Origin of the sequence: Runella sp. SP2, assembly GCF_003711225.1 — a bacterium.
GTDB lineage: Bacteria > Bacteroidota > Bacteroidia > Cytophagales > Spirosomataceae > Runella.
Genome location: NZ_CP031030.1, coordinates 4,225,058 through 4,238,996, shown reverse-complemented (window position 1 = coordinate 4,238,996; position 13,939 = coordinate 4,225,058). Strand labels below are relative to the sequence as shown.

Genomic DNA, 13,939 nt, shown 5'->3' with positions numbered 1-13,939 from the left:
TTTTACGACCTTCCCGAAAGTTTTAAACTTTCGGGAAGGTGAATCAGGACAAAATTACCCTATTTTCTTGACCTCAACTGCCACGGGGCCTTTGGGGCGCATTTTTATTTGGAAAGATACTTTGTCTTTCTCTTTAACAGGCTCTTTCAATTCGTTGATATGTACGAAAATACTTTCGTTGGTCTTCGCGTCTTTAATAAAACCGTACCCTTTTTGCTCGTTGAAAAAATGAACACTACCAATGCGCTCCGAAGCATCTTCCTCGGCATTTTGAATCTCGGGCGAATACTCGCGGGGCTTTTCAGGTTGTTTTTTAACAAGTGAAGGTGGCACGCTCGATAAGTTGCCATTTTCGTCCACGTAGGCCATCATGTCTTCTAGTCCTTTTCCTTTGCTAGACGAGGCCAACCGTTCTTCTTTTCGTTCTTCTTTTCCTTTACGTTTCTTTATTTTTTTTTGTTCGCGCTCTTTCTTGGTAAATGTTGTTTTTGATCCGCTCATTTGGTACTTGGTTTAATGATGGTATTTCTTTGAATTAAATTGTGTAGCAGAGATACCAAAGAATTAAAGAATGCGGTTTGACGGCGTAGATTAATTGCCTTGTGTGATTGTACAACTAAAGGGAAGCGAACAAAAACAGAAAATTTGGTATGCTGATAGACTTTCTAACAACAAACATACTATTATAATTTCACTATTTCTTCCCAAAAGTTTCAAAAGTTTTGGGAAGAAATAGTTTGGCCCTTCTAAAAGGGGGAGTCGAGTTATTTTTTCTTGTCTTTACGTGCTTTGTATTCCTTAAATCGGTTTTCGTACTCCTTGATTTGCTCGGGGGTAAAACGGTTGAGGTAGGTCTCTGGCAAAGCGAGGCGCTCGGGCGCTAACTTAGGAGCGGTGTCGATTAATTTATTGCGGCCACCCGCATTTTTGGTTAAGTCAAAAACATCGTAAAGCTCTCCCGCCACCGTATAGGCTTTATACGAAAGCTTGTTGCCATCGACCGAAATGATTTGGTACAATTGCGTGTTAGAACCTGCCCTATCCATCCAGTCTTGCAAGCCAATCGTGTACATTTTGGGCCCGCTGACCGACACCACATAAATGGGGCCATCAGGGTATTTTCGACTTTGGCCCAAAGGCATGTTAAGCCCGCGCCCATAGGTATGGTCGTGGCCTTGTAAAACCAAATCGACGTTGTGTTTTTTGTAAATAGGTTCCATTTTTAAACGCCATTCATCGTTGTTACGCCCGTTGGCGGTCGAATAAATCGGGTGGTGGTGCGTCACAATTGTCCAACGATTGGGTTTTTTTTCCAATACGCTTACCAACCATTTGGCTTGTTCTTCCAATACATTCGCATCAAGCAAGGCGGCTTGAGAGTTTAAAGAAACAAAACGTACGCCTTGATAATCAAAGTAGTAGGCGGTTTCTTTGAGTCCTGATGGGCCATTTTCTGGTAAAACAAACGACGGCCGCCAGTGGATAGATAGTGACGATTTGCCAGCGGGGTCGCGGAAATATTCGTGATTGCCTGGGCTTGCTAGGGTTGGAACCATGCCGTTGATCCAGCCGCCAGCTTCAAACCACTCGCCCCATTGCCAATCGGCGTTGGAGGTTGTTATGAGGTCGCCCGCGTGAATCATTAAGCTTACAGAAGGCATGGCTGAATACGCCCCCCGAATGGTACGCGACCAGAGCGAACGAATGTCGTTTTGGGCATCTCCAAAATACAAAAACGAAAAAGGCACAGCTTGGTCGTTGGCTGTTTTGAAATGAAACCACTCGCTCCAATATTCGCCCGAGCCCACACGGTAGCTGTATTTGGTGTTGGGTTTGAGGTTGGTAAAATGAACCGTATGATAAAGCACCCGCTTGCCGTCCACGACAACAGTTTCGGTGGTGGCAGGTACAATGGTCGCCTTTTTGACAAAATCGGGAGAGGCGTCGGCTTCGTGGATAGCACCAATCGCCGCAACAATGGTAGAATCTGTTCGCCAGTTGACCGACTGCGACGTGGCGGCGTTATTTTCTTGCCATCCCAAAATGACGCGGTCGGGATAGGGGCTTGGCGTGTAAGGTTTGTGCGTTTGGGCCGCGCTCGTTAGGGCTAAAAAACTGCCCAGTAGGAGGCCAAAAACGCCTGAGTTTTGGATAACTTTCATAGTAAAGGCTCTGACTTATGATTGTACAATTTGATCCATGAGGAGGTTGGCGCGAGCGCCAGTTTCACCCGTGCTTGGGCAGGTGCCTTCACCCCTGAGTTGTTGAACAATCGTTTCAATAAGAGGTTGCTGAACGTGCTCAGGGTACGGTATTTCAAAGGTTTCGGTACCTTCGGCGGTTTCAACGCGGATGGTGAAGCGCTCAAAAAATGAAAAGGTAATCTTCCCTTTTGAACCAATCAATTCCGATTCGTCGAGGCGTTGCTCGGGGTTGAGGGTATAGCACCAACTGCCCGTTCCCAATACGCCCGACTCAAATTCAAAAGAGGCAACTACAATGTCGTCGGCTTGGTACAGGCCAGCTTGGTTTCTGCTAATGCCTTTGGCCGATGCAATAGGGCCAAAAATGTATTCTAACAAGTCGAACTGGTGTGACGCCAAATCGTGGAAATGACCTCCACCCGAAATCGCAGGGTCAACGCGCCAACGCGGTTGGGCTCCGTCCCCAATTTCCTCGGAGTAGGGGTTGTAATGAATTTGAATTTTTACCAAACGTATATCGCCAATCGCTTTTTGGTCCACCAATTCTTTGATTTTGAGAAAGTAAAGCAACTGACGACGATAGTAGGCCACAAACAACGGCACACCCGTTTCGCGACTGATTTGGTTCATTTGTTCGCATTCGTCGGCACTGAGCGCCATCGGTTTTTCTACATACACGGCTTTCCCAACCTTCATGGCCTTAGCGGCATATTCGAGGTGAACGTTGGGTGGGGTAGCAATGTAGATGGCATTGACGTCGGGGTCGTTGATAAGTTCATCGACATCGTTGTACCATTTGGGTACACCGTGACGTTGGGCATAATCGGCGGCTTTTTGGGCGTCGCGACCCATGACAGCGACGAGCGATGAATGGGGCACTTTGCTAAAAGCAGGCCCACTTTTTTTTTCGGTTACGTTGCCACAACCAATCATTCCCCAGTTGATATGTTCCATAAAAGCGAAAATTTTCAATGAATATATTGAGATTTTGGGTTTTCACTACGTCAGATGACTAAATTGGGTGAAGCATCGGATTGTACGGCGTCTCCAACGGCTTGTTTAATCACCGAAAGGTCATGACGGAGGCGTTGGGTAAAGAGGGCAATGTCAAAACTATGCACCACAATATTGGCGCCTTCGTTGATCCATTTGATTTGGCGCTCGGGTTCCAGCGAAAAATGAATGCCAATCGCGAGGCCATGAGCGCGGGTTTTATGAATGATGGTACGAACGGCTTCTTCAAAAACGGGATGGTCATACTGCTCGGGCAAGCCCAGACTCACCGACAAATCGTGCGGGCCAATGAACACGGCATCTAAGCCTTTGACCGACAGCAAATCGTCGAGGCGTTCGAGGGCAGGTACACTTTCGATGTTGGCAATGCAAATGTTGGCGGCGTTGTGATTGGAAATATATTGCGCAAGTTCGGCAGGCATTTCTGCGCCTTCGTGGAGGTATTGGTGCAGTACTTCGCCTTTCAGTGGGCGGTACTTTACGCCACCTACCAGCTCGCGAATTTGGGTAACTGATTCTAAATAAGGTGCTACCACTCCCAACGCACCGCCGTCAATCACTTGACAAGCCAAAAATGGGTCGGGGCTGGGAATACGAACGATGGGCGTAATGTCTAAGGCGCGGAAAATTTGGCACATTTTTGCCAATTCGCCACGGTCTAGCGGAATGTGTTCGGTATCAATAAATACAAAATCAAGCCCTACTTTTTTGAGCGCTGCGGGCCACATGGGTGAGGTGGACGTAAAGCAAGTGCCATAGACATTTTGGCCGTTTTGTAGTTTTTGGCGTAAGCTAAGGGTCATGGTTGGAATCTGAAAGGGAAGAATGCTTTTATCTCAAGGGTAAAAGTAATACGTTTGGAGCAAAGGATGAGGCTATTTATATGACAATCTATTTTGGCACGTTTATTGGGAAAAGGTAATTTATTCACCGAAGGTGAGCAACATCAATAACTGTAAAAGACAATGGAAGCACCGAAAGAATTTGTAGCTTTGCTTCAAGATACACAAATGATTTTGGACAGTATGCCTGACGAAGCCCTCGATATATCGGTGGTTATACCACTTTTCAACGAAGAAGAATCTCTGCCTGAACTTACTGCGTGGATAAAACGCGTGATGGATGAGCATCAATTTAGCTACGAAGTGTTGCTTATCGACGACGGAAGCTCCGACGATTCTTGGTCAATCATTCAAAAATTAGCAGTTGATAATCCCAATATTAAAGGAATTCGTTTCAACCGCAATTATGGCAAAACGCCTGCCTTGCAAACGGGTTTCCAGGTGGTAAAAGGTAAAGTGGTTATTACGATGGATGCTGACCTCCAAGATAGCCCCGACGAAATTCCAGAGTTGTACCGAATGATTACTGAAGACGGGTACGACTTGGTATCGGGCTGGAAACAAAAACGTTATGACCCGCTCAGTAAGACGCTTCCTACGAAGTTGTTTAATGCCGTAACGCGCAGTATATCAGGGGTATATCTTCACGATTTTAACTGTGGATTGAAAGCCTATAAACAGCGAGTGGTAAAAAATATCACACTTTATGGCGAAATGCACCGCTACATTCCTGTGGTGGCTAAGTGGAATGGTTTCCGTAAAATCGGGGAAAAAGTAGTGCAACACCGCGCACGTAAATATGGAAGCACGAAGTTTGGTTTAGAACGTTTTGTCAATGGCTTTTTGGACTTACTTTCGATTACTTTTGTCCACCGCTTTAGTAAAGCGCCCATGCACTTCTTTGGCCTGTGGGGAACGCTCTCGTTTTTGATTGGTTTTTTGATTACGACGGGATTGATTATCAGGAAACTGTACTTGATTTATACCCATGAACCTTACCGAAATGTGACTGAAAATCCGCTGTTTTACTTGGCGCTGGTGGCCATTGTCATCGGATTTCAACTCTTTCTAGCAGGGTTTTTAGGCGAAATGATGGTGAAGCAACATACCGTCAAACAGCCCGATTATCTGGTGTCGGAACAGATTGGGGTTTAGCGCGAAGTTGGTTACTTACAACCAACCTGAGGTTTCTCACAACCGAATTTACCAAGGTTTTGAGAAACCTTGAGCGTCAGATTTGAGAATCTGACGTCACTTGTCGTGAAGTTGGTTATTTACAACCAACCTGAGGTTTCTCCCAGCAAAATTTACCAAGGTTTTGAGAAACCTTGAGCGTCAGATTTGAGAATCTGACGTCACTTGTTGTGTGGTTGGTTACTTATAACCAACCTGAGGTTTCTCCCAGCAGCATTTAACAAGGTTTTGAGAAACCTTGAGCGTCAGATTTGAGAATCTGACGTCACTTGTTGTGTGGTTGGTTACTTATAACCAACCTGAGGTTTCCCCCAACAGCATTTAAGAAGGTTTTGAGAAACCTTGAGCGTCAGATTTGAGAATCTGACGTCACTTGTTGTGTGGTTGGTTACTTATAACCAACCTGAGGTTTCCCCCAACAGCATTTAAGAAGGTTTTGAGAAACCTTGAGCGTCAGATTTGAGAATCTGACGTCACCTAAAGAGCGCAGAACTTCGTCCTGCGCTTTTTTTATGAAAAATAAAAACGGTCGATGTAGTTAAAATTTGAAATTATGTAGTTTTCTTGCATATAAATAAATCCTTAAATCCCAAAATGATGATTTCTTATTTGCTAAGTTTAGTTTGTGGCCTTTACGGTGGCGGAGCTACTCAGGAAGTTGCCCAAGTAGAAAATCACTCAGTACGAATTGTCGGCAGTTTTCGCGACAATACCACCAAAGATTTTCTCAAAAAAAGCACGATTCGCGCGGTGTTCAAGTCGGGAAAACAACTGACGTACGAAACCAATGCCAATGGAGAGTATGAAATTGTAGTGCCCGATTCGACCCAATTTCTAACGTTTGATTCGGAAGGGTACCGTACCCATACGGTTCCTGTCACGTTTATTGGGAAAATTTCGAGCAAAGCGACTTTTAAAATTGCCCCTGAAATGGTGCTAACAAAAGACTCGCTCCAAGTTTCGGAGAGTCCCTCTCAATTATTGTATGTGTCTTTTCTTTTTCCCGATGGAATGGATGTCAATCATGTAGTTGCGAAAAAGAACTCTAGGGCTTTTACCAGCTTGGACTATCGTAAAACATATAATAAAGGCAAACATTTCACATGGGATGCCACCGAGTTATCTAAAGGTATATACGAATATAAATCGACGACGCCTGAAGGCAAAAAGCTGTATTATAAGCAATTTGAGGTAAAAGCAGGGTATAACTTTATGGAAGTTACGCCCCAGCCAGAAGAATCACTTTCACCGCCCGTGGTGGCATTAACTGACCAAGTGTTGTACTTTTCACAGAGTACGTATGAGTTGAGTGAAGAGGTGAAAACGAATTTGGATGCGATCAGTAAAGCCTTGCTTGCTCAACCACAGACCAAATTGCAAATCACAGGGCATACCGATAACGTGGGAGAGTCTGATAAAAACCTCATTTTGTCGGAATACCGCGCCAAGGTGGTAGCGAGTTATTTGGAACAAAAGGGCGTTTCAGCAAGTCAATTGGTAGTAGAGTGGAAGGGAGCGGCTGCGCCTGCGGTGTCAAACGACGTGGAAGACAATAAAGTGAAAAATCGTCGAGTGGAGCTGAAGGTAATTCCGTGATAGTTTTGAATTGAAAGGTGTGATGCAGAGACGCAACCAATTATGCCTTGCGTCTCTGCGGTTAAAATCCTTTAAAACTCCCCAAACTGCCCGTACATATCTTTCAATTTGGGGTCACGTTCGGTGTTGCGGATGTCTTTTCGCATGGCTTTTACGCCTTCAATGTCAGTCAAAAGACCCAGTACTTGATACGCCCCAAACCGCACAAAATAAGCAGGGTCATTGCGGGCCATGGTTTCTAGCATTGGCAACGCTTTTCGTTGTACCGAACCATCCGATTTGATGAGGTATTTGCCAAACACTTGCAAAAAATTATACATTTCTGCCGACTTCAAACGCTTCATTTTCAGCATAAACCAGTCGTATTGTTCGGGTTTTGCTAAGCCTGCGTAGTAATTGGCTACGGCCGTCACGATTTCACTATTAGGGGCGTTTTCAAAGCGTTTGGCTACGTCAACCGCGTCGTCGGGCTTTCCGATAAGGTAGGCATCGAGTGCCGCCGACACCACCTGATACGAGCTGTCGTTGAGGGCTTCGCGGAAAAGCGGGTCGTTGGAGTTATCCCCAAACGAACCCAACGTAATAATGGCCTCTGTTCGCACCCGCGCATGGGCATCCACGCGAGCCTTGCTCTGAACAAGTCGCTCGACTTCATTAAACTGCAAACCATCGTATTCGGAGAAGTTAGAAACGGCTAACTGCCTGATTTTCCAAAATTTATCGCTCATGGCTTGCATCATGAGTTGGCGTACGGTAGAGTCGGCAAGTTGGTTTTCTAAGCCCGTAATGGCCTCATAGCGAGCGAGATATTTGTCGCAATGTTGGTATTGAAAGATTAATTCAGGTTTTGATTTTTCGTAATTAATTTCGCCCAGTAGTTGCCGCTCGGCGTCAAAGTCAACCAAATCAGGGCGTTGTTTTACTGGAATTTCAAACGTCTGTTTTGCTTTACTGACGACAATGTCGTGGGTTTCTTTTTGCCCATTTACCCAGACATCCACTTTGAGAGGTAAACGGTGAATCGGCGTATAGAGCGAGTCCTGCAACTGGGTAACTTTGAGCGTCACTTTGTCGGCGTCGTACGATTTTTCTACTTTCAACGTAGGATGGCCTGGTGATAAGAACCACTGATTGAAAAACCAGTTCAAATCTTCGCCCGTTACTTCTTCAAAGGATTCCCGTAAATCGTTCACTTCGGCCGTTCCGAATCCGTAGCGAATGAGGTAATTGCGCGTGGCAGCAAAAAAAGCTTCGTCGCCAATGTATTTGCGAAGCATGTGCAAGACTAGCCCTCCTTTGGCGTATGAGTGGTTGTCGAACATGTCTTCCATGTCGGTGTAATTGTACCGAATGAGGGGTTCTTGTTTTTGTTCAGATTCGCCCAAATACTGCTGCAAAGAGCCTTGTGCCCAAAAATCAGCTTGTTCGGGTCCTAGTTTATGTTCGTTCCAGAGGTATTCAGAATAATTGGCAAACGCCTCGTTGAGCGGCAAATGCACCCACGATTCACACGTGACCAAATTTCCAAACCAGTGGTGCATGAGTTCGTGCGCGATGACATCATCGGAGTTGCCATCTAGTAAAGCGCGGCTATCAGTTTGAACATTTTCAGCATGAATGGTCATAGACGTGTTTTCCATGGCACCCGCTACAAAGTCGCGAACGGCGATTTGGGCGTATTTATCCCACTGAAATTCTACCCCAAACTTACTTTCAAAGAAATCAATCATTTCGCGCGTGCGTCCAAAAATGGCTTTAGCGTGCGGGGCATATTCGGGTTCTACGTAGTAACTTAGCTCAAGGCCATTGCGAATGGTATCGCGCGCCACGGCAAAATCACCTATTACAAAAGCCGCCAAGTAAGGGGCATGAGGTAGTTTTTGTACCCAGCGGTCGGTGCGGGTACTGTCGGGGTTGAGGCGAGATTCAACGAGTTTTCCGTTGGAAAGGGTTTTAAAGCGCTTCTCGACCGTCAGACGAATGTCTTGCGTCATTTTTTCGTTCGGGCTATCGACCGTAGGCATCCAGCACGAATTATACTCGGTCTCGCCCTGCGTCCAAATCTGCTGTGGTTTTCCTTCATCTAGCCCGTCGGCATTAATAAAATAAAGCCCTTTGTCGCCCTTTGTGCCCACAATTCCCGCAGGCAGTTCGTTGGGTTTTGCTACGTAGTCGATAAGTACGTGAAGGGTATCAAAACGCGAGTACTTACGGCGCAATTTGATGTTTAAAAGGCGCTTATCGTAGGTGTATTCGAGCGGGTCGTTGATGTATTCGTAGATGTATTTTTTTTGAAGGGAATCGTACTTTTTGAGGGTATCTAGTTGGAAAATGCCTTTGATGTCGAAGCCCTTCGCGTCTAGTTCAAGGGTGTTTTGGGGGTAAAAATAGGGCTTAAACGTAATGACAGCGCTCCCCAGTGCGTGCTGCCGTAGCCAATCGAAACGGAGGTCGAGTTGGGTGTGTAGAATGTCATTTTTAAGGGTGCGGGTTGGGCGAATTGGCCCTTTTTTTGCCACCCAAGCAGGCGCTTTGCGAAGCGTGTCAGCAGGGGTACTTGTCTTCGAAAATGAGCAAAATGCTATAAAACAACTAAATAAAAGTAATGCGATTCGTTTTACCATTAGTTCAATCCTTTGTCTTTAGGACGTTGAAAGTCAGAAAGGTAATTTGTGAAAATGAGAAAAAAGCAGTGAGTTATCACAGATTCAATAATAACGCAAAGTTCGGAAAGGTATTGGAAACAACGCAACAATTCACAAAAAAAGCGCCAATCGATGTCACTCGATGGGCGCTTTTTGGGTCAGACGATAGTCAGACCAAGGTTTTTGCTGGTCAGACAGTAGTCAGACTAGGGGTGTCGCGGTCTGACTATCGTCTGACCGCTGTCCAAACTTATACCAATTCGTTTTTTGTCAAATATTCTGCAATCTGAACGGCGTTTGTGGCCGCTCCTTTGCGGAGGTTATCAGCTACAATCCAGAGATTGAGGGTCTTAGGTTGTGATTCGTCGCGGCGAATACGTCCTACAAACGTCTCATCTTTACCGTGTGCCGTCAATGGCATTGGATAAACTTTATTTTGCGGGTCATCTTGGATTACCACGCCTTCGGCTTGGCCCAAGATTTCGTAAATATCTTTGAGGTCAAACTCATTTTCAAACTCGATGTTTACTGCTTCCGAGTGACCACCAATCGTCGGGATGCGCACCGTCGTAGCAGTAACGGCGATGTTATCATCCATCATGATTTTCTTGGTCTCGTTGGTCATTTTCATTTCCTCTTTGGTATAGCCGTTATCCAAGAAAACGTCGATGTGAGGCAATACGTTAAGGTCGATAGGGTGAGGATACACCTTTGGAGCATCTTGATTTCCAGCGCGTTCAGCAAATAGTTGGTCAACGGCTGCTTTGCCCGTTCCTGTCACTGATTGGTAGGTCGAAACCACCACGCGTTTGATGCCATAGCGCTTGTGCAATGGATTCAAAACGACCACCATTTGGATGGTTGAACAGTTGGGGTTGGCAATGATTTTATCTTCTTTGGTCAACGTAAAAGCGTTGATTTCGGGTACTACCAATTTTTTGGTTGGATCCATACGCCAAGCCGATGAGTTGTCAACGACTGTGATACCTGCTTCGGCAAATTTAGGAGCAAGCGACAAAGAAGTTCCACCACCCGCCGAAAAAATAGCGATAGCTGGCTTTGCTGCAATTGCATCTTCAAAGCTAACAATGGTGTACTGTTTACCCTTGAACGTGACCTGTTTACCTACTGATCTTTCTGATGCTACTGGAATCAATTCAGTGATTGGGAAGTTACGCTCTTCGAGTACTTTGAGGATTTCGCTGCCTACCAAACCGGTAGCACCTACTACTGCGATTTTCATGATGATTTGAGCCCCCCGACCCCCAATGGGGGAGTGCTTTTAGAGTTATACATAGCCCCCATTGGGGGTTGGGGGCAAAAAAAAATCGTCACCGTGAAGGTTAAGAATCTGGACAAACACGCTGGCACGATAGGGTCAATATCCTATCAGGCTCCGCGTGTCTATTTAGATTTCTTTGTGTTCACAGTGACGATTCAAAATGTGGGTGCAAAATAAGGTCTTTCTCAGAAGTAAGTCAAGAAAATAATGGATTTTTTGTAAAAAAGTTAAAAGTTGGTAAACTTTTTTGTCATTTTATTAATCCATTGACTTTGAAACGTTTTAAATTTTGTTCTGTCCAAAACCGACTGTTAGGTTTTAGAATGACGTTTAGCATTCCTTGGGTAGTGGGCTCGTTGGATGCTTGGAAATGCCTAATGATGTCGATGGCTTCAATTTCTTGTCCAGAAAGTGCTTGCAACGATTCCCAGGAGGTAGGTAGCCCGTCGATGCTCAAAAAAGCTTTTCGGGTTGACACTTTCTCCCCTTCTTCTATCCAATAGACCCCGTCGGTTTTGGGCTTGATTTGGCCGTGAAATTCACCCAATAAGCGTAAAAGTGGAAAGGTATGGTCTGATTTGTCGATGACCAAGGTATTATCGGCTTTGGGGTAGGGGCGTCGGAAGTCTTTTGAAACTTTAAGCGCTTCTGTTGTGGTAGAAACCGCATGGCGTTGCTTCGAAACTTGGGCTAAACTATCTCTTTTCGACGAACTGAGGTGCTGGACGGGATGCCAAAACCATTGGGGGACAATTGGCACCCATCTGGTATCAAGTGCAATGGATGCGTTTTTGATTTTGTCATTTTGCGTTTGAATGGTAATGGTAGTTTCTCCAAAAAACAACATTGGAGTCGATGCAAAATTTCCTTCGGGGTCGGTAGTGGTTTGAAAATGCAGAGCGCTGGAATCTGACTGTACAAGGCCAATCACAGGACTGTTAGCCAAGGCGCGCCCGTTGGGCTGTTTAATGATTCCCCGCAATGTCAGTCCAGATTCGTATTCAAGCACCGTTGCATCCGACGAACTGTAGGGGCGAACTTCGTGCGTGAGTAAGAGGGCGTCTAATGTTCGGGCAAGGGTGGTGGGTGTGAGTAAATAACACGCGCTTAATTCACTTTCAAAAAGTTGTGAAGGATAGGGGACATCGTCGTCGTCGGGTGAATGATAAAAAGCACGACTGGCAATCGGATTATTGAGAGCGTCGAGCAGGATTACTTGCATGACTCCCGTTCCTTCCAAATCTTCTTTGGCAATGCGGGCGGTGGTTAGGTTTCCCTTGGGTGTAGCAATGGCCTCATAGACAATTTGCCCGCGTAAATGAATCAGAAGGCGCATCGGTTTCCATTCTTGGGCTGAAAGGTTGTTATAAATTTTAATGATGACAGTCGCCGTATCGCGCAGTACATCAACGTTGATGACGTAGCCTTTGGGCCGAATAGCGGGGAGATTAGCTTCGTTTCCATTGCTTAATTTAGCTCGAAGGGGCTGGGTAGAGGGAGGCATGATAAAGAAGTTGCCGTACCCCTGCCCGTTGGTTTTAAATGCCATCAGGGTATCATTGGTGGCGTTGAGAACCCAACCATCAACCGCCACAGGAGCACCAGATTTGGTAAAACTACGAACTCCAACTCGATTGGGTAGTTCTGCGATTAAATGCCCACTTTCGGGAAAAAATGCCAGATTGGTCGAATCGTTTTTGGTAGGTAAAGCAGAGGCGTCGATGACCTGAAAAGATTTTCGTCCCCAGAAACGCTCATCAAAATGCCTTGCCCAGTTGTTGTATGCAATCAGTTGGTAAGTACCTCCCTGCAATGAATCAGGAATCACCCAATGCCCCGAAAGTCGTCCGTTTTCTATCCACAAAGGTTGTTGCCAAACTACGTTGTTTTCGTTGCGAATGGCAAGATACACAATGGTTTGGGGAACAGATTGGTGGGAAGTAGCATCAATAACTTCTACTTGATAGTGAAGGGTGTCGCCCAGTGCAAGGTGCGATTGCGAGAGTTGCAGAAGAAACTTCTCTTGTTTTTGAAAATAAGGAATCAGCCCAGCTTGTTCGAGCAGCGTTGACGACAGGCTGTCGTTGGGTTGGTAGTCGTTGGGAAGCAAATCCGCGATGCGTTTTTTACTCATGCTACCGCCCGTTTCAATTTGGTACGAATTTTCAAGAATCCCATCGTACGAAAAGGCAAATGCGGCTCCTTTGATGGTCAGCCAAGTGACTTCGCGGTTGAGGTCGAAATACCAACTTTGTGGGTCGCGGCGATGGAGGTAATGGATTTCGTACTTACGGTTTGGCAAAATCACACGTTGCAAAGCCACATCGGTATAAGCCAACGTATCGGGATTAATTTCAACGAGGCGATTGTTTCTAAAATACCGATTTCGAGAAATTCGCTGCGTCGTGGTGTCCGTATCCAGATATACTCGAAAGCCTTCCGACTGACTTTTTTTGTGCGCTACTGCCCTTAAAAAATGATAAATAGAGCCTCGATACGCGTCATTTCGGGCCAACTCCCACTCTTTTTGTTGGGCATCATTTTTAGCCGTCATTTCCCTATACAACAACTTGCCGCTAAATTCGTAGGTAGTCGTAGTAGCGTTAAACTGTTCTAATTGGTATTCAATATCGTAGCCAAGCGATTTGTTGTGTATCTCAAAAGGCCGTGATGAAGTAGCATGAAGCACTTGTTTTTTTCGACTCAGGTCAATGAAATAAGGATCTTTGATTTCGCAGTTTCGGGCGTTTTTGGTACGTCCCAAAAACTCACGCTGGAAATCTTTGTAGAGTCGTTTCCATTGCTTGTCGCGTTTGCCTGCCACCTTCACTTCTGACAAAAAACGGGTGTCGGGCTGGAGCCGAATCGAAAAACGGCGGGTTTCTTCGGGACGTAAAACAACTTCTTGTTCAAACGATTTAAACCCCACCATCGACGCCACCACTTTGACGTAGCCCGAAGTTTGTAACCGTAGCGTAAAATTTCCTTTTACATCAGTTTGGGTACCCTTGGTGGTGTTGCTGATAAAAACATTGACAAAAGGCAGGGGCTGATTGGTTGCGTCGTCAATGATATTTCCCGTGAGGGTTTGGGCAATATTGGAAAAAGGTAGCCAAAGAAAAACCAACGCCAAAAAAACAAAACGGACTTGGTTTCTCAAAT

Annotated in this window: 9 protein-coding genes; 2 read left to right on the top strand and 7 right to left on the bottom strand. The window is 45.6% G+C overall.

Annotated features, from left to right (window positions below):
* Nucleotides 1–54: 54 nt before the first annotated feature.
* The 4 genes from DTQ70_RS16905 to DTQ70_RS16890 all read right to left on the bottom strand — a co-directional run bounded on the left by DTQ70_RS16905 (nt 55) and on the right by DTQ70_RS16890 (nt 4,021).
* Entirely contained in the window at nt 55–501 is a 447-nt protein-coding gene (locus tag DTQ70_RS16905; protein ID WP_028525423.1) for a cold-shock protein, read from the bottom strand.
* A 263-nt stretch (nt 502–764) separates the two neighbouring features.
* Complete coding sequence (locus DTQ70_RS16900) at nt 765–2,162, bottom strand: metallophosphoesterase family protein (protein WP_122931899.1); 1,398 nt, start codon at nt 2,160–2,162, stop codon at nt 765–767.
* Between the two features lie 15 nt (nt 2,163–2,177).
* Nucleotides 2,178–3,158 (bottom strand): Gfo/Idh/MocA family protein, encoded by a 981-nt coding sequence (locus DTQ70_RS16895; RefSeq protein ID WP_122931898.1) that lies wholly within the window; start codon nt 3,156–3,158, stop codon nt 2,178–2,180.
* 50 nt (nt 3,159–3,208) lie between these two features.
* A complete protein-coding gene (locus DTQ70_RS16890; protein WP_122931897.1) occupies nt 3,209–4,021 on the bottom strand; it encodes an HpcH/HpaI aldolase/citrate lyase family protein in 813 nt (270 codons plus the stop codon).
* 222 nt (nt 4,022–4,243) lie between these two features.
* On the opposite strand from DTQ70_RS16890, the gene DTQ70_RS16885 reads away from it, so the two are divergent.
* Complete coding sequence (locus tag DTQ70_RS16885; protein WP_122934448.1) at nt 4,244–5,215, top strand: glycosyltransferase family 2 protein; 972 nt, start codon at nt 4,244–4,246, stop codon at nt 5,213–5,215.
* A gap of 633 nt (nt 5,216–5,848) precedes the next feature.
* Nucleotides 5,849–6,850 carry an OmpA family protein gene (locus DTQ70_RS16880; RefSeq protein ID WP_122931896.1) on the top strand — a complete coding sequence of 334 codons (1,002 nt, stop codon included), beginning with the start codon at nt 5,849–5,851 and terminating at the stop codon, nt 6,848–6,850.
* A gap of 71 nt (nt 6,851–6,921) precedes the next feature.
* Here the strand turns inward: DTQ70_RS16880 and DTQ70_RS16875 are convergent, their stop codons facing one another.
* The 3 genes from DTQ70_RS16875 to DTQ70_RS16860 all read right to left on the bottom strand — a co-directional run bounded on the left by DTQ70_RS16875 (nt 6,922) and on the right by DTQ70_RS16860 (nt 13,937).
* Nucleotides 6,922–9,474, bottom strand: a complete 2,553-nt coding sequence (locus DTQ70_RS16875) for a M1 family metallopeptidase (protein ID WP_122931895.1) — start codon at nt 9,472–9,474, stop codon at nt 6,922–6,924.
* Between the two features lie 271 nt (nt 9,475–9,745).
* Nucleotides 9,746–10,738, bottom strand: coding sequence for an aspartate-semialdehyde dehydrogenase (locus tag DTQ70_RS16870; protein WP_122931894.1), 993 nt, complete (start codon nt 10,736–10,738; stop codon nt 9,746–9,748).
* A gap of 289 nt (nt 10,739–11,027) precedes the next feature.
* The gene (locus DTQ70_RS16860) at nt 11,028–13,937 is read right to left on the bottom strand and encodes a carboxypeptidase-like regulatory domain-containing protein (protein WP_164490081.1); all 2,910 of its coding nucleotides are present in this window, start codon (nt 13,935–13,937) and stop codon (nt 11,028–11,030) included.
* Nucleotides 13,938–13,939: the final 2 nt, after the last annotated feature.

Excerpts from the sequence above, each read along its gene's own strand:
- DTQ70_RS16905 (WP_028525423.1), bottom strand. The coding sequence starts at position 501 with ATGAGCGGATCAAAAACAACATTTACCAAGAAAGAGCGCGAACAAAAA.
- DTQ70_RS16900 (WP_122931899.1), bottom strand. The coding sequence starts at position 2,162 with ATGAAAGTTATCCAAAACTCAGGCGTTTTTGGCCTCCTACTGGGCAGT.
- DTQ70_RS16895 (WP_122931898.1), bottom strand. The coding sequence starts at position 3,158 with ATGGAACATATCAACTGGGGAATGATTGGTTGTGGCAACGTAACCGAA.
- DTQ70_RS16890 (WP_122931897.1), bottom strand. The coding sequence starts at position 4,021 with ATGACCCTTAGCTTACGCCAAAAACTACAAAACGGCCAAAATGTCTAT.
- DTQ70_RS16885 (WP_122934448.1), top strand. The coding sequence starts at position 4,244 with ATGCCTGACGAAGCCCTCGATATATCGGTGGTTATACCACTTTTCAAC.
- DTQ70_RS16880 (WP_122931896.1), top strand. The coding sequence starts at position 5,849 with ATGATGATTTCTTATTTGCTAAGTTTAGTTTGTGGCCTTTACGGTGGC.
- DTQ70_RS16875 (WP_122931895.1), bottom strand. The coding sequence starts at position 9,474 with ATGGTAAAACGAATCGCATTACTTTTATTTAGTTGTTTTATAGCATTT.
- DTQ70_RS16870 (WP_122931894.1), bottom strand. The coding sequence starts at position 10,738 with ATGAAAATCGCAGTAGTAGGTGCTACCGGTTTGGTAGGCAGCGAAATC.